Annotated in this window: 18 protein-coding genes; 12 read left to right on the top strand and 6 right to left on the bottom strand. The window is 41.6% G+C overall.

The window, feature by feature from the left end; genetic code table 11:
* Positions 1 to 329 precede the first annotated feature (329 nt).
* Positions 330 to 1,577 (top strand): dicarboxylate/amino acid:cation symporter, encoded by a 1,248-nt coding sequence (locus tag OCU38_RS05510; RefSeq protein WP_261824084.1) that lies wholly within the window; start codon positions 330 to 332, stop codon positions 1,575 to 1,577.
* Positions 1,578 to 1,725: 148 nt separating this feature from the next.
* On the opposite strand, the gene OCU38_RS05505 is transcribed toward OCU38_RS05510, so the two are convergent.
* Complete coding sequence (locus OCU38_RS05505; protein ID WP_261824083.1) at positions 1,726 to 2,355, bottom strand: DsbA family protein; 630 nt, start codon at positions 2,353 to 2,355, stop codon at positions 1,726 to 1,728.
* Positions 2,356 to 2,631: 276 nt separating this feature from the next.
* Between OCU38_RS05505 and OCU38_RS05500 the strand changes: the two genes are divergently transcribed.
* Genes OCU38_RS05500 through OCU38_RS05485 form a run of 4 tightly spaced genes read left to right on the top strand, consistent with a single transcriptional unit; the run spans position 2,632 to position 4,280 of the window.
* Positions 2,632 to 3,177, top strand: a complete 546-nt coding sequence (locus tag OCU38_RS05500) for a septation protein A (protein ID WP_261824082.1) — start codon at positions 2,632 to 2,634, stop codon at positions 3,175 to 3,177.
* Positions 3,170 to 3,562, top strand: a complete 393-nt coding sequence (gene yciA / locus OCU38_RS05495; protein WP_023404956.1) for an acyl-CoA thioester hydrolase YciA — start codon at positions 3,170 to 3,172, stop codon at positions 3,560 to 3,562. The genes OCU38_RS05500 and yciA overlap by 8 nt, the downstream gene beginning before the upstream one ends.
* Positions 3,563 to 3,573: 11 nt before the next feature.
* Positions 3,574 to 3,870, top strand: a complete 297-nt coding sequence (locus OCU38_RS05490; protein WP_261824081.1) for a YciI family protein — start codon at positions 3,574 to 3,576, stop codon at positions 3,868 to 3,870.
* Positions 3,871 to 3,872: 2 nt separating this feature from the next.
* Entirely contained in the window at positions 3,873 to 4,280 is a 408-nt protein-coding gene (locus OCU38_RS05485; RefSeq protein WP_261824080.1) for a GspS/AspS pilotin family protein, read from the top strand.
* Between the two features lie 95 nt (positions 4,281 to 4,375).
* Here the strand turns inward: OCU38_RS05485 and OCU38_RS05480 are convergent, their stop codons facing one another.
* On the bottom strand, positions 4,376 to 5,305 hold the full coding sequence (locus OCU38_RS05480; protein ID WP_261824240.1) for a class I SAM-dependent methyltransferase: 930 nt from the start codon (positions 5,303 to 5,305) through the stop codon (positions 4,376 to 4,378).
* Between the two features lie 20 nt (positions 5,306 to 5,325).
* The gene (locus tag OCU38_RS05475; RefSeq protein WP_261824079.1) at positions 5,326 to 6,012 is read right to left on the bottom strand and encodes a TIGR01621 family pseudouridine synthase; all 687 of its coding nucleotides are present in this window, start codon (positions 6,010 to 6,012) and stop codon (positions 5,326 to 5,328) included.
* A 255-nt stretch (positions 6,013 to 6,267) separates the two neighbouring features.
* Here OCU38_RS05475 and cls point away from each other — a divergent pair, with 255 nt between their 5' ends.
* From cls to OCU38_RS05450, 5 genes are all read left to right on the top strand, one after another.
* Positions 6,268 to 7,722: a cardiolipin synthase gene (gene cls, locus OCU38_RS05470; protein WP_261824078.1), complete on the top strand. Its 1,455-nt coding sequence runs from the start codon at positions 6,268 to 6,270 to the stop codon at positions 7,720 to 7,722.
* An 82-nt stretch (positions 7,723 to 7,804) separates the two neighbouring features.
* Positions 7,805 to 9,013, top strand: a complete 1,209-nt coding sequence (locus OCU38_RS05465; RefSeq protein ID WP_261824077.1) for a cystathionine beta-lyase — start codon at positions 7,805 to 7,807, stop codon at positions 9,011 to 9,013.
* A gap of 195 nt (positions 9,014 to 9,208) precedes the next feature.
* Positions 9,209 to 9,733 carry an RNA methyltransferase gene (locus tag OCU38_RS05460; RefSeq protein ID WP_261824076.1) on the top strand — a complete coding sequence of 175 codons (525 nt, stop codon included), beginning with the start codon at positions 9,209 to 9,211 and terminating at the stop codon, positions 9,731 to 9,733.
* 55 nt (positions 9,734 to 9,788) lie between these two features.
* Entirely contained in the window at positions 9,789 to 10,928 is a 1,140-nt protein-coding gene (locus tag OCU38_RS05455) for a ribosomal protein uL16 3-hydroxylase (protein WP_261824075.1), read from the top strand.
* 662 nt (positions 10,929 to 11,590) lie between these two features.
* A complete protein-coding gene (locus OCU38_RS05450; RefSeq protein WP_261824074.1) occupies positions 11,591 to 12,577 on the top strand; it encodes a PD-(D/E)XK nuclease family protein in 987 nt (328 codons plus the stop codon).
* Positions 12,578 to 12,639: 62 nt separating this feature from the next.
* On the opposite strand, the gene OCU38_RS05445 is transcribed toward OCU38_RS05450, so the two are convergent.
* Positions 12,640 to 14,136: an alkaline phosphatase gene (locus OCU38_RS05445; protein WP_261824073.1), complete on the bottom strand. Its 1,497-nt coding sequence runs from the start codon at positions 14,134 to 14,136 to the stop codon at positions 12,640 to 12,642.
* Positions 14,137 to 14,509: 373 nt separating this feature from the next.
* Here OCU38_RS05445 and OCU38_RS05440 point away from each other — a divergent pair, with 373 nt between their 5' ends.
* Together OCU38_RS05440 and OCU38_RS05435 are read left to right on the top strand one after the other, a co-directional pair.
* Positions 14,510 to 14,800, top strand: coding sequence for a putative quinol monooxygenase (locus tag OCU38_RS05440; RefSeq protein ID WP_261824072.1), 291 nt, complete (start codon positions 14,510 to 14,512; stop codon positions 14,798 to 14,800).
* 133 nt (positions 14,801 to 14,933) lie between these two features.
* Positions 14,934 to 15,353, top strand: coding sequence for a GNAT family N-acetyltransferase (locus OCU38_RS05435; protein ID WP_261824071.1), 420 nt, complete (start codon positions 14,934 to 14,936; stop codon positions 15,351 to 15,353).
* Between the two features lie 13 nt (positions 15,354 to 15,366).
* Here OCU38_RS05435 and OCU38_RS05430 read toward each other — a convergent pair whose 3' ends face one another.
* Entirely contained in the window at positions 15,367 to 15,759 is a 393-nt protein-coding gene (locus OCU38_RS05430; protein WP_261824070.1) for a ribosome recycling factor family protein, read from the bottom strand.
* 35 nt (positions 15,760 to 15,794) lie between these two features.
* Positions 15,795 to 16,013, bottom strand: a complete 219-nt coding sequence (locus OCU38_RS05425; protein ID WP_261824069.1) for a VF530 family protein — start codon at positions 16,011 to 16,013, stop codon at positions 15,795 to 15,797.
* Positions 16,014 to 16,203: the final 190 nt, after the last annotated feature.

The following is a 16,203-nucleotide window of genomic DNA, read 5'->3' as shown; positions in this document are numbered from 1 at the left end:
AGCGTTACTGTTTACCACCCACAGCGCGCAACAATTTATTCACAATCAAATTGATACAATAGATTCAAAATTAATTAATTTTTAATGCTCATTTATGTAACGCTAATAATTATAGAGATAAATAATATCGTTACATAAATGAGCTATTTGGCGCAGGTTATTATATTTAAAAAAAAGTACGTGACCCTCATCGCAATAACTATTACCCTCCCTGCCACATTTGTTCATTTCACAGTACAATGGGGCATCCCTTAAAATAGGGTATAACGCCCCTATATAGCTCATATATTCGGCAATATTCCATAATATCAGCATAAAAGGTAAAGGAAGTGTTAAAAGATAAAAGTTTACTCGGCAACATTGGCGTGCAAGTTGTCATTGCAATGGTCGTCGGTACATTAGTAGGCGCAGTAATGGGCCACAGTGCGACAATCTTTGCTCCGCTAGGTACTATATTCATCAACCTTATTAAAATGTTGGTTATTCCATTGGTCGCTGTTGCCCTTATTTCAGGTGCCGCAGGTCTAGGTGATAGCTCTTCAGCAGGTAAAGTTGGTTTAACTACATTAGGCTTTTTTGGTCTCACCTCTGCACTAGCGGTAACGCTAGCGTTAGTAATGGGTAACCTATTCCAACCGGGTTCAGGTATTGATGTTAGCTCTGTAGAAAGCATGTTCTCTAGTGAATACGCTTCTCAAGGTGCTATTCCTGGCTTCTGGGATACCATCACTGGCATGATCCCAACCAATATTTTCCAATCTTTGAACGAAGCAAACATACTGCAAATCTTAGTATTTTGTCTTTTCTTTGGTATTGCTGTTTCAAGCTTGGAAAAAGAACGTCGCCAACCATTAATGAATGGCGTAAATGCCATTGTTGATGCCATGGTTTGGATGATCAATAAAGTAATGCTATTAGCGCCACTTGGTGTATTTGGTCTAATGGCTGATGCGGTAGGTTCATTTGGCTTTAGCGCATTAACCGTGGTGCTTAAACTCTTCATTGTTTATGTCGTGGCAATCCTTATCTTTGGTTTTGTTGTGTACCCTCTTATGGTGAATATTTTCACTAAGACTTCTGCTAAGAAGTTCCTAGTGGCAATGAAAAAACCACAAGCAGTGGCACTATCTACAGCGTCTTCAATGGCGACACTGCCTGTAACCATGAATACTGTTGAGACTGAGCTAGGAGTAAGAAACTCGACCGCATCATTTGTATTGCCTTTAGGTGCAACCATTAACATGTCTGGTAATGCCATTTACTACGGCTTGGTGGCTATCTTCTTTGCACAAATGTTCGGTATTGATCTTAGCCTAGGTGCTTACATTGCAATCATCGCAACCTCTACTTTAGGTGCGGTAGGTCAAGCAGGCGTACCTGGACCATCATTCTTGGTTGTTGCGGTACTACTTGCTGCGGGCATTCCAATTGAAGGTCTACCACTGCTGTTTGCTCTAGACCGTATCTTTGACATGATTCGTACTGCACTAAACATCACAGGTGATGCGGCGTGTGCGGTCATTGTTGATGCACTACTTGATGACGAAAAACCTGCTGTTGTTGAAGCAACATCGTAAATTGTAGGTAGTACCAATCATCAAATAAAAAAACACCGGGCTTACTTAAGTCCGGTGTTTTTATTTAGTAATAAGAAAATTTGACGATAAACACTTAGCGGTTATTGAAGCTTAACGCTTCTAGTTAAAGCGATTGCCAAAGTCGAGGTTATAAAGCATAACTAAGTAACTGCTCTACTTGCTCAATAGTGATATTGGCATCTTTGTATTCGATAGGGATTTCTACCACGGTATCTTTGTCGGCAACAAAAAGAGAAGGAAAACTGTTGCCACCAATAGAGCGTGCGAAACGTAATTCTGATTTTAAATATTGTTCGATATCGTCAGAAGTTAAATCAAAGGTAAACTTCTCAACATCTAATCCAATCTCTTTAGCAAGCTCAATTAATACTTCATTGTCACTTGGATTTTTCGCATCCAAATAATAAGCATGCTGTACTGCGGTTAACATTTTTTGCTCCGCATCTTGACGCCTAGCGGCGAGCATTGCTCTGCATGCCGGATAGGTGGAACGACGAGGGGTATTCTTGCTCCAAAACTCATGATTAAATTCAGTACCTAGCTGAGACTCAATCTTATTCCAGTAAGATGCTATTTGAGTACGCATCTCTTGCGGCATTGGCTCATCTGAGTCAGGAGCAAGTCCGCCAACAATATACACAATATCAATTTTGCCTTTTAGCGCCGTTTCAATCTTTTGCCACGTAGGTTTGTATCCCCAACACCAAGCACACATAGGATCGTAAACATAATATAAGCGCGTCACATCTTTGTTCATTACTACTCCTGATATTTGTATTAACGAAGTCAGTACAGCACTAACCTTTTTATTTCGCAAGTTAAGCAATCGAGTTAATGCGAACAAGTCTCAATAAATTTGTAAATTCCTGAGCTATGACTAATTTCTCAATTTCATCACGAAAATTTCATTGAGCCCCGTTCGATAGGTGCAATTGCAGTTATCGCTTGATTTTATGGCTATCAAACGGCCTACCGCTATATTTCACTGTTTCGTTTAGGTAAACTAACGCAAATATCGACGTCTGTATGAATCATGAAACAACTACTCGACTTCATCCCCCTCATCATCTTTTTTGTGTTGTACAAAATGTACGACATCTATACTGCTACTGGAGCCTTGATTGTAGCTACTGCTATTCAACTGCTTGTCACATATGTGCTGTATAAGAAAATAGAAAAAATGCAGCTGACCACCTTTGCTATCGTGGCTATTTTTGGCGGTATGACCATCGCCTTTCACAACGATGACTTTATCAAATGGAAGGTCACCATTATTTATGCCCTATTTTCTGTAGGTCTTATTGTTACCCAATTATCCGGTAAACCCTTTATCAAAGGGATGCTAGAAAAAGAAATCACACTTCCAAGCCGAACATGGAACACGATTAACTGGGCGTGGAGCATCTTCTTTGCTGCCTGTGCCATAATTAATGTCTATGTGGCATTTCGTCTTCCCCTTGATGTATGGGTAAACTTTAAAGTATTCGGCTTAATGATAGCCACACTACTGTTTGCCTTGCTCACAGGGCTCTATATCTACACACAATTGTCAAAAGAGAGTAAAACACGCAATGAGTAACCCGTCTTTAATTCGCGGAGAAATGCTACTAAGAACACTAGCAATGCCAGCCGACACCAACGCTAATGGCGATATTTTCGGTGGTTGGATTATGTCTCAACTCGATCTTGCTGGGGGTATTCTTGCCAAAGAGATCTCAAAAGGACGAATTGCTACCGTATCAGTATCAAGTATTACGTTTAAAAGACCTGTTTCAGTAGGTGATATTGTATGCTGTCATGGTGAGTGCAGTCACATAGGTAACTCTTCTATGTCGATTGAACTGCAAGTATGGAATAAAAAAGTGATGGGTGACCGCGCAGGAGAAAGAGACTTGGTTTGTGAGGCGACTTTCCATTATGTTGCTATTGATAACAATGGTCGCCCTCGAAAAATCGAAAAATAGAAGGATTTATTATGTGGTATGTCATTTTTTCCCAGGATGTCAAAGATTCATTACAAAAACGTGGTAGTGTACGTGATAAACATTTAGCCCGCCTGCAAGACCTACAAAATCAAGGTCGTTTGCTTACCGCAGGACCAATGCCCGCTATCGATAGCGACAATCCTGGTGAGGCTGGCTTTACAGGTTCGACCGTCATCGCTCAGTTTGAAACGCTACAAGACGCGCAAGCTTGGGCAGATGCCGACCCATATATCGACGCAGGCGTCTATCAAGACGTTATTGTTAAACCTTATAAAAAAGTATTCTAATTATGTATTCATCATTTAAAAGCGCACTAGTTTTAACATTAGCTACCATTATTCTTGCTGGCTGTGCCTCTAGCAGTAGTGAGAAACGAGAGCTTAAAATTACCGCCGATCGCCGCGCGGGGATCCTTGCATCAAGTTTGCCTATTGAGTACGGCCCACTCACCATTACTCGAGCAACATCTAAAGATGCCACTGTCATCATTGAAATGCTTTACAATCAATCTGGTCACAAGCCTGCTGATCAATTGATTAAAAGTGCCAATGCTTACTACTGTAATTCTGAAGACGTACGCGCGGCTATGGATAAAGGCGTAAACTACCTTATCAAAATCCGTAATAACCGTGGTCAAATGATTGTAGAGCAAGTTATCAGTTCAAAAACTTGTGTTGCCGATGGTGATGAATCGTAAGCCTATTAAATATAGGCTTTAGAGCAATTAAAAAGAAAGGCCAAAGTTTGCTACAAACTTTGGCCTTTTTATTGGTTTCACTCACCTACTACCTACTATAAGGAAAACAGCTGCACTTTAAGGCTGGCTTCTGGATCAACATCGTCAAATTCCGCAGGGTTATCCAAACGCCGCACATAATTGAGTTCAGGGGCATGTTCAGCCATGCCATCAATCACAAAATCAGAAGTCACCGCAGGCGAATTGGCACAGGCTAGCACTTGCCCATTTTCAGCCAGTAAACTAGGTAAGCGGCGTAGTATTTTTTGGTAATCTTTGGTTAAGGCAAAACTGCCTTTTTGAAACGACGGTGGATCGGAAATAATCAAGTCATACGGGCCAAAGCGTTTGAGTTTGCCCCAAGATTTAAAAATATCATGGGCTAAGAATTTTACGCGGCTCACATCTTGATTGTTTAAGTTGTGATTATCACGGCCGCGACTTAACGACGAGCGCGCCATGTCAATGTTCACTACTTGCTTCGCGCCGCCCGCAATCCCTGCCACAGAGAAGCCACAGGTATAAGCAAACAAGTTAAGGATATTCTTGCCCTCAGCGTTTGCCCTTACCCAATCACGTCCTAAACGCATGTCTAAGAATAAACCTGAATTTTGGTTTGAAGAAAGATTCATCCAGTACTTGAGCCCAGACTCAACCACTTCTACTTTGCCTTCCGCTTCGCCCAATAAAAACTGCGTCGGCGCACCGTGTTCATATCGATGTTGAATCGAGATAGATCGAATATGTGAATGTTCTGGCTGCTCGGCTAATTGGTGCAAGCCTTGCTCAAGATGCGCAAGAAACTCATCCGAGACTGGTCTAAATAATTGCACAACGAGATGCTGACCAATCCAATCACAGGTGATCTGCTCTAGACCTGCCACCGTGCGTCCTCGCCCGTGAAATAGACGTCTTACTTCAGTCGGCGCCGTTTTTAAGCCTTGTTGCAATGCAGAAAAAAACAGAGGTAGCGCCTCTACATTCATAGGAGGAGAAATATCATTCATTATATTTTTGGCCAATTAAGTCGTTGGGGTTGTTGCCATTCGCTGATTTGTTGTTGAATTGCAGGCAATTGCCAGAGTTCACCGAAACGGCTATCAGAGCTAGGATCAAGCTGATAGCGATAACTGTCACCCTCTAACTCAAAGCTAATGGAAAATGCGTGCAGGTATCCCCTATCGCTGTCACTAGAGGGTGAATAAATAGGGTCGCCAACAATTGGACTGCCAACCGATTTTAACGCAACGCGAATTTGATGAGTCTTACCCGTTTTAGGCTTACACAGAAAAATGCGATAGCCTTGGGCAGAGGCTGAAAAAAACTGGGTAATAGCTGGGTTTTCTGTAGTGGGCATTAGCTTCCACATTGAGCGGCGGCTTTTTGCCATATCCCCTTTGATCAAACCTTGTTTTTTCTTTGGCTTTTTATCGGAAATCGCCAGATAGAATTTTTCTACCTTTCTTTGAGCAAACGCTTGAGACAATTCACTTGCCGCTTGCTGTGTCTTTCCCAAAAGTAACAGCCCAGATGTCATCTTATCTAATCGATGCACAAGGTATAATGGACCACAGCCCAAATAACGCCGAACCTCGTCTAACAATCCGGTCTCTTGTTCATCTTTATGAACGCTCACTGAAGCATGCTTATTAATCAGCACAAACTGAGCTTGGTCGTCGACTATATCAAACATAGGCTAGTTACAGGTGTCCTAGTGACTCAAAGAAAGCTCAGTAGTATATCCTGAGCGCCAAGGGAAACCCAACTTTCGTTAAAAATACCTGTATTTCACCTCTTGTTGTGTATCTTTTGCAAAATACTTGTTGAGATTAGGCGTAAATTTGCATGGAAAACCGCTGTTATTCTTCCCTTTGTCTTAAAAAACGCACAAAGGCGACTTTTCCGTATACACTACAGCTATTAAGTGATTGATTATTAACTGAGAGAAATGGAAGGATTTTATCAAGCCCTCACTTTGATAGGGATTGGCCTATATTGGATGTTGGTCGCCGGTGTCACGATTCGTGTGGTTATAAAACGCCGCTCAGTCAGTGTGTCTCTAGCTTGGCTCATGATCATCTATATCCTGCCTATTTTCGGTGTCATCTTTTATTTCCTGTTTGGCGAGCTTAATCTAGGTAAAAAACGAGCCGAGCGAGCGCAAGCTATGTTTATTCCTTATAAGACATGGTTTCTCAAGCTGCTGGACTGTAATGCTCACTTACCAGAAAAAACACCCACTCACATTACCCATATTGATGATCTCTGTACCAACCGCATGGGCATTCCTGCTTTATGTGGTAACACCCTCTCTTTGCAAGACACCCCACAAAAGATTTTAAAATCCATTATTGAAGATATTGAACTGGCGCAGCACTTTATTCGAATGGAGTTTTATATTTGGAACGAAGGCGGACAAGCTAACGGCGTAGTTTCTGCTCTTATTCGCGCTTCACAACGTGGCGTACGTTGTCAGATCCTATTGGACGCCGCAGGGAGTGGTAAGTTCTTCTCTTCATCTTGGTGTCAGATGATGGAAAATGCCGGTGTTGAAGTGGTGCAGGCGCTCAAGGTAAAGCCTATTCGTATGTTCTTACGCCGTTTAGATTTGCGTCAGCATCGTAAAATCATCGTCATTGATGATGCGGTGGCCTACACAGGTTCCATGAACTTGGTTGATCCTGAGTATTTTAAGCAAGATGCAGGGGTTGGCATGTGGGTGGATGTGATGGTGCGTATCACCGGCCCTACGGTAAACGTGCTGTCGGCAATCCATTGCTGGGACTGGGAAGTAGAAACTGGCGAACGCTCTTTCCCTACAGCTCCTGAGTGCCACATTGAACAAGATAACTTACTGCACCCCATTCAAGTGGTACCATCTGGCCCAGGTATGCCGGAGAACTTGATTCACCAAGTATTGAACATCTCCATTAGCCGCGCCTTAAAATCGGTAACCATCACTACGCCTTACTTTGTGCCAAGTGAAGAGCTCTTGCAAACGTTACGCACCACCGCCCAGCGCGGGGTAAAAGTAGAGCTAATCATTCCGAAAAACAACGACTCGATTATGGTGGGTTGGGCATCTAAGGCTTTTTATGCGGAACTGCTCTCTGCGGGCGTGGTCATTCATGAGTTCACAGGAGGGTTACTGCATACCAAGTCGGTCGTCATTGACGAGCAGTACTGTCTTATCGGTACCGTAAATCTTGATGTGCGCAGTCTGTGGCTGAACTTTGAAGTGACCTTAGTGGTGGATGATGCCGAATTCACTAAGCAGCTGTACTGGTTACAACAAACTTATATGGAACAATCTACCGTGGTGGATGAGGCGCGTTGGCGCGAGCGTAGCATTCAACATAGATTCTTAGAGCGTGTTTTCTATCTATTTAGTCCAATTTTGTAATCTTAATTGTTGATATTTTACTTGCACTGCCTGCCTTGCTCATGGTTTAAATAAGGTAAAGAAACCACATCAGGGAAGGCAGATGTCTAAAAGCAAATCTCCAGTATCGAAACCAACGCAACTTATCAGTGCTGGCAGAGACAAAAAATACACTCATGGAGTGGTAAACCCTCCGGTACAACGCGCATCAACTGTGTTATTTGACACTGTCGCTGAGAAAACTCAAGCCACTATTAATCGCGCTAATAAAGCCCTTTTTTACGGTCGTCGTGGCACTCAAACCCACTTTGCCTTTCAAGATGCCATGGTTGAGCTAGAAGGCGGATTTGGCTGTGCGTTATACCCGTGTGGTACTGCGGCCATTTCCAATGCTATTTTATCTTTTGTCGAAGCCGGCGATCACATTTTAATGGTCGATACTTGTTACGAACCCACTCGCGACTTCTGTAACACCATGCTAAAACGTCTTGGCGTGGAAACCACTTACTACGCGCCGACCATTGGTGAAGAAATTAGCGAGCTAATTCAGCCGAATACTAAAATTCTGTTTTTAGAATCTCCGGGCTCGGTGACTATGGAAGTGCAAAACGTACCACTGCTTGCTGAGATTGCGCACAACAACGACATGATTGTGATGCTTGATAACACTTGGTCTGCGGGTCTGCACTTCTCTCCGTTTGAGTATGGTGTTGATATTTCCATCCAAGCGGCCACAAAATACATCGTAGGTCACTCCGATGTAATGCTTGGCACGGCAATTTCGACGGAGGCTTACTGGGATCAGCTGCGTGAAAACAGCTATTTAATGGGACAATGTGTCTCCCCAGATGATGCCTACCTTGGTTTGCGCGGCATTCGCACTCTTGATCTGCGCTTAAAGCAACATCAACAAAGCAGTTTAGCCGTGGCTAAGTGGTTACAAGCTCGCCCTGAAGTGCATCATGTTAGACACCCTGCCCTTGAAACTTGCCCAGGTCATGAATATTTTGCACGTGACTTCACCGGTGGCAATGGCCTGTTCTCGTTTGTGATGAAATCACAAAACAGCAAAGCGACCACTGCGCTATTAGATGGTATGGAACTGTTTGGTATGGGATATTCTTGGGGCGGTTATGAGAGCCTTATTCTTGCCAATGAACCACGCAGCTTTAATAACCTAAGAACGGTGGCAAACCCTAACTTTACCGGTACTTTGTTCCGTATTCATACCGGTCTTGAAAACGTTGACGATCTTATCAAAGATTTAGAAAACGGTTTTGCTCGTTACAACGCCGTGTTAAACGCGCAATAATCCGTAAATAGTCACCCGTGAATATTTGGCTTCTTCGATCTAGAGAAGCCAAATCACAATCCCCTCTTCTATTTCTTGGCTAGACCTATATACTGCCCGCATCAATGAGTAGGTTGTATGCTGTCAAAAATCCTTTTTAAAACGGTTTCCAAAACCTGTCTCTAACATCCGTTTCAACAAGCTGTGTCTAAAATTATGTCTAAAAATAACTTCACCATTATTGGTCTATGTAACCCTAAAAGCCCTACTAATGTTGGGGCCGTCATGCGCGCCGCTGGCTGTTACCAAGCCGACGAAGTGCGATTTACCGGTGAGCGCTTTGCAAAAGCTGCTAAATATCATACCGACACCAAAGATATGACCACCAAGATTGCCCTCAATCAGATGCAATCTATGACCGACGATCTTGATGCTGATATTAAAATTGTGTGCGTGGAACTGGCAGAAGGCGCAACGCCACTGCCACAGTTTAACCATCCACAAAAAGCCCTCTATATTTTCGGCCCAGAAGACAGTTCTATCCCGCAAAGCATTGTCGATAAAGCTGACGAAGTGGTTTACGTACCCACCATTGGCTGTATGAACCTTGCCGCAACCGTAAACGTACTTTTATATGACCGACTGGCAAAATCAGGTCAAGAAATTGACCATACTAGTCGCGTACTTGAAAGCCGTGATGTAAATAATCGCTTAAAAGTCTCTAAACACGAGCAGTCTTAGTTGTGCATTTAAATGCTTCACACATCTTTGCCAACGCATTAATTTAAGGAAAACCATGTACCAACTCACCGTTTCATTAGAGCAATTCTTAGCCGAATTTTGGCAAAAGAAACCGACCATCATCAAAGGCGGTTTTGCGCACTTCCAAGACCCTGTTTCGCCAGAAGAGCTAGCAGGACTAACGATGGAAGAAGAAGTAGACTCTCGTTATGTGTCCAACAAAAACGGTGAATGGACAGCAGAACATGGCCCTTTTAACGAAGGTAAATACGCTGAACTTGATGAATCTAACTGGTCTATCATAGTGCAAGCGGCCAATCACTGGCACCAAGGCGCAGCTCAATTGGTTGAGCCCTTCAAAGCCATGCCACAGTGGTTATTTGACGACTTAATGATCAGCTACTCAGTGAAAGACGGCGGCGTTGGCCCTCATATCGACCAATACGATGTGTTTATTATTCAAGGGAGCGGTAAACGCCACTGGCGAGTGGGCGCAAAGGATGAAGGTCAGTACGTCGAAACCTGTCGCCACAGCGCCCTACGCCAAATTGAATCCTTTGACGCGATTATCGATGACATCCTTGAGCCGGGTGACATCTTATACATTCCGCCGGGCTTCCCACACGATGGCTACGCACTAGAACCGTCAATGAGTTACTCGGTGGGTTTTCGCTCCCCTAAAGAGCAAGAGCTGATCAGCAATTTCGCCGACTACATTTTAGCCAATGATATTGGTGATAAGCACCTGCACAAACCCGACCTAAGCACGCAAAACAATTTTGGGCAAATCAGCTCAAGCGATCTGCAGTCATTAACCCAAATGCTAAAATCCTCACTCGATGACGAACAAGGTATCAGTGACTTTATGGGTTGCATGTTAAGCCAGTCGCGCCACCAGCTAAATATCATCACCCCAGAACCACTTTGGCAAAGTGAAGAAATAGCCAACCACATTCAAACCGGCGGGATCATCAACAAAGTATCAGGACTGCGCGCCCTATTTCACGAGCAAGATCCAAGCATCGCGTACATTAACGGTGAAGTGATTAAGGTGCCAAGCGAGTGCACTGATGTTATTGCGTTATTATGTGGTCAAGAGCAGATAAGCGCCGATAACTGGCCTAGCGAAACCTCTAGCGCTATGGTTTCGTTGTTGTGCGATTTGGTTAACAAAGGCTATTGGTACATCGATTAAACAGGGAATAATAGAGTGTTGTGTTTATAAATAGCCATAAATTGAACAGCAAACAACTAAAAAAACAGCACTCTATTTTAAACTCACGGGTAAATACCATTTACCCGAAGCCTTACGTATCTTGTCGGTGAGCATCAAAAATAAAAACTTAAAGCCAATCAGCTTGTTCATCCATAGAAAGTTAAGGCTACCAAGTTTATTGTTTTTAGGTGCTTTTTCATGGTCTATTTTGCGCTAGTAAGCTTTCCCAAACAGAGATCGAGTTGTATTACGCCTTATTTTAAGTCCAAAAAATTTGACTTGCTTTCCCTCATATCTAATACCCCAACTACATAGACAAACTTATTAACTCACTACAATTGAAGAGAATGAATCATTTGATTTAAGTATGCTTATTTGACATTATATCCACGTAATTCGAATATTTCTTCTTAAATTTACTTTCCATCTCCAAACCGTCCACGGTGCTGTTATACAACTTATCGAGATTAAAATCGGTTTGAATATAAAACAGTTCGTTTTATCGAGCGTTTAATCTCATTTTGTCGACAAAAACTAAATAAATTATTGTTAATCATAGAATTATCATTACCCTATCCAAAAATAATAAACATTGTTGAGAAGTAATGTACACACACTCGTTTTAGGTAAAGGCAGAATGTATGAATAAACCGAATATTTTTGAATTTGCGACAAGTGAATTGTCGCAAGATGCTTTCATTTGTTGGCTCCTATCTTGGTCTTCACCCAAATATTCCACCCTAGATGAAAATTTACATAGTTGCTCTAAAGAACTATTGACGTATTTTCTTTCATTATGTTCAGTTACTGTGCCAAAAAAAATTAGCAAAGTAAGAGTTCATCGACAGTACAATAACATAGATATTTTATGTATCGTAAATGATGAACTAGCTATAATTATTGAAGATAAGACAGGAACGGTAGAGCACTCAAATCAACTAAAACGTTACTATAATATAATTCAAAAAAAGGGCTTTGATAAAGACAAAATTGCACCTATTTATCTTCAAACTTATCAACAAGCAAGTTATGCAAATGTTGTAAATTCTGGGTATAATGTATGCAAGCGAGAGCAACTATTATCTATCTTGAATAATCATAGTTACAAAATAGACAATAATATATTCTGTGATTTTTACTCTCATTTAAAATCTCTAAATGAAAAATTTGATACTTTCCGGTCATACCCTATCTCAAAGTGGACAGGTTATTCATGGCAAGGGTTTTATAGTGAGTTACAAAACTCATGCAATGATTCATATTGGGAGAGAATTGATAACCCTAGTGGTGGATATTGGGGTTTTTGGTGGCACCATACACCTAAATCTGATTGCAAAATGTATATTCAGATAGAGCAAGAGAAATTATGTATTAAAATAGAAGTTTTAGATAGATCGTTACAAAGCGAACTAAGAACAAAATGGCATAATATTGCTCTAGAATACTCTAGGCAACATAATCTAAACTTCGAAAGACCTACGCGATTTGGTAGAGGGTCATATATGACAGTATTAGTATTATATAACTTCATTCCTGTAGATCAGAATGGAATTATTCGTTTTGAAGAATTGAAAGATATATTGAGAAAAACTGAAAAGTTAGTCAGTAATATTGAAGAATCTGCATAACATATTATAAAAGGCATACCCTTTCGAGTATGCCTTTTCTCATCATTAAAAAGTGTCAGTGATTACTCTTCAAAAATATCTTTAATCGCGTGGAATAGGTGATTGTTTTGGAAGTAGTCACCTGTTGCTCCTGTATGGCGGTAATGCTCTGCATAGTTTTCGTCAGTACCGATAACATATTCAGAGAATTTGTCCGCGCCATTACCTTTCGCATAGAAACGAACTAGCTCGTTAGTATGAGAGCCGCTGTAGTAAGCCACTGTTGGCATCGTCTCAGCACCTGGGTTTTCAACACCCGCATAGATAGCTGAATCAGAAGTTTCACCTAACACGTACGCATTACCGTGATCAGTTGTTACGATAAGTAGTGTTTCATCCCAGTTGCTGTTTGCTTCAACCCAGTCAAACACATCTTTTACTGCATCATGAAAGTCAACTTGCTCTTCGATAATACCAGCAGTGTCTTTACCGTGAGCGGCCCAATCGACTGCGCCACCTTCGATCATAGCAAAGAAGCCATTTTCATTTTGAGATAGGTAGTTCAATGCACCTACAGACATAGTGCCTAGATCTGGAACAGTCGCCAGTTCAGGACAAGCAAAAGCGGTTTCGCGTAGAGATTCATCTTCACAAGTACGGTCATATTGTGTCGTCCAACCCGTTTGGAAAATACCCAGTAGCGGACCATTCATTATCTCATCTGATGCGATGCCTTGCGCTAGCTGATCAAAGCTGTCTTTAGTTTCGATGAAAGTCCAAGGAGTTTCAGAAGTTGCTGAAGTTAGCGTACCAGCTTGAAGCTCATTCCAATCGTCTTCACTAATGTATCTGAAGTTATAATCAGCCTCTGCTAATTTTTGACCATCACCATCATACAAAGGGTGACCACTACCGATAATAAGATCAGCATGGCCATTTTTTAGCATTGAGCTGGCAATTTCATGGTAGTTATTACGTGAAATATTGTTCGCAGCAAATGCCGCCGGCGTTGCATGAGAGAACATTACGCTAGAAATGATGCCGGTTGAAAGGCCATGCTCATGTGCATATTCCGTAATTTGCTTTTGAGGCACACCACAATTGTTGACGGCAAGGCCACCATTGTAAGTTGATTGACCTGTAGCAATAGCTGAACCAGAAGCCGCCGAGTCAGTATAATTAGTATTAATGTAATCATAACCGGCAAAAACTTTATCGCTTTCAATGAGTGTATCGTCAGCAGCCTTTTCCGGATCGTAGCCAAAGCCCTCGGCATACTGATCAGGATCACAGCTATCGCTTTCATCAGGTACAGAGTTACCATTTAGAGCATAAGTCGTCATCGCATAACGAGTATCTAGCTCATTGAAGGGATAAGTATCATTCAATAGCTCACCGTGTTGCCAAAAGCTTGCGATATCCCAAGCTCCATCACTTGCTCCATCACTGATCATTAAAATAACGTTTTTAGTTTTATTTACTTGGTCATTTGCTTCATCTGAACTGCTCTCAGATTGACAGCCTGAAAGAAGAAGTGCGGCTGCAATAGAAATAGCAAGAGGAGAATTAGAGAGTTTCATTTGTGTTATATCCATTATTGTAAAAACCAAATGGAATATAGATTCGTTTCATTATAATTTTATTAAAGAAATATAATATAAATAATAATCAGAAAATATGGGTTATTTTATAATCAGCAGTCAAATAAATGTATTTATTCTGTCATAAACTTAAAGGCATTAGATTAAAATACGCACAATTTATCGTTCACTCAGAATACCAATATTTAAAGGCACCACTTTTCTTCTGTAATTATTTTGAATAACCGTTCACTATTACCTTGCTTACAAGCTCAAGTATCGAAAAGTATCAAACTTAATATCCACCGAAATATCTCATTAGAATCATGGCATTATTATCTCATCGGTTTATTAACACCATATAAGGCACATCATGACTAAGCTAACCATCGTGGCTAACATTATCGCTAAACAAGATAAGGTTGAGCTGATCAAATCAGAGCTATTAAAACTAATCGATATTACTCGCGCAGAAGAAGGCTGCCTTAGCTACGACCTTCATCAAGACAACGAAAACCCAGCGCATTTCTTATTTTTCGAAAACTGGGCATCTCGTGAGTTATGGCAAGTGCATATGAACACTCAACATCTAGCGGATTTCGTAACGGCTACCGATGGGACTATTGAGACATTTGAAGTAAATGAAATGACTCATATTGGCTAATACTTGTAATAGATATTAGCAAGCACGATACACTCCAGAGCCTTTAGACTCTGGAGTTTTTGTTTATGGACTCTGCTATCACTATTTGCTAACTTTAGCCCAAACACACCCTCTACTTAGCACCACGAACACTATGCAAATCCGTCAAATCAACGCCAGCTCTACCCTGCCTATACGTCATCAAGTGCTTTGGCCAAATAAGCCAATGGAATTTTGTAAGGTAGAAGAAGATGAATTTGGCATACACTTTGGCGCATTTGAAAACGAGCAACTGGTATGCGTGGCTTCGGTATTTATCACCGCCAGCAGCGCTAGACTGCGCAAGTTTGCCACCCTACCCTCAGAGCAAGGCAAAGGCATTGGCACGGCAATGATCCGCCATATTATTGAGTATTTAATCCAACACAATATTGATGTATTTTGGTGTGATGCCCGTGAGTCAGCGCTCGATTTCTACCACAGATTTGACATGAATACACAAGGGGAACGCTTTTATAAAAGCGAGGTGGCGTATTTTAAAATGGTATTAAGTATGCCCAAAGCTCAGCGTTAAACCCACTTAATCGCTACAAATCATCAGCGTCGAACCTAGCACGACGCGCTTCCACCAGCGAACATTGAGTCAATTCCATCAATTCAGACAACGTCATGTTTGGATCTTCAACTAGCAACCTCTTTAAGCGCTGCTGTGGAGATTCCAACTTATCTTGGTGTTGCTGCAATGCAGGCGTAATTTTTCGAATCATAAATGCTAATGATTCAGGATGTAGCGCATTAATACAGTGACAAAACGCCTGTATCTGCAGAGCCTCGCCACTGATCATCCAGTTGCGACTGCGACGTACCCTTTTTAATTGGCAAGCATGTTGCTGTGCCAATAACTTTGCTTCTTGTACGGCATCGCCGCCTACCCTGTGTATAAGAGAAGGCAGTGATATGCTTATATTGGTATCAATCACACATCACCGACACGTGACAACATAACAGTCAGCATTTAGCAAAAGGTACTGATATATAAGGCTTCAACCTTATCTCTCGCCCATTGCGTTTTTCTTAAAAACTTCAACGATGACTTAATCGAAGGATCATTACTAAAGCAATTTACACGCACTTCGGCGTACAAACCATTCCATTGATAATGTTCAACTAATCGAACTAAGATTTTTTCTAAAGACAGCCCGTGTAATGGGTTGTTCGGTTGTTGCTGTGTCATAAATTAATGTCCATTTAAGGATTTTCTAATAATTGTGCACAATGTGACTCTAAATCAAAGGCGATGCAATCAAAATTCGTCATTATGCGCACTTTTTGATACTCATAGTATTAAGTTAGCCTATTCCACAAAATGACTCATTCCCCCTACTATCTCGCATATCCAACAAAAACTGAAAAGAAAGAGATAC

This window comes from Vibrio neonatus, from assembly GCF_024346975.1.
GTDB lineage: Bacteria > Pseudomonadota > Gammaproteobacteria > Enterobacterales > Vibrionaceae > Vibrio > Vibrio neonatus.
This window is presented reverse-complemented; position numbering and strand designations above follow the sequence as displayed.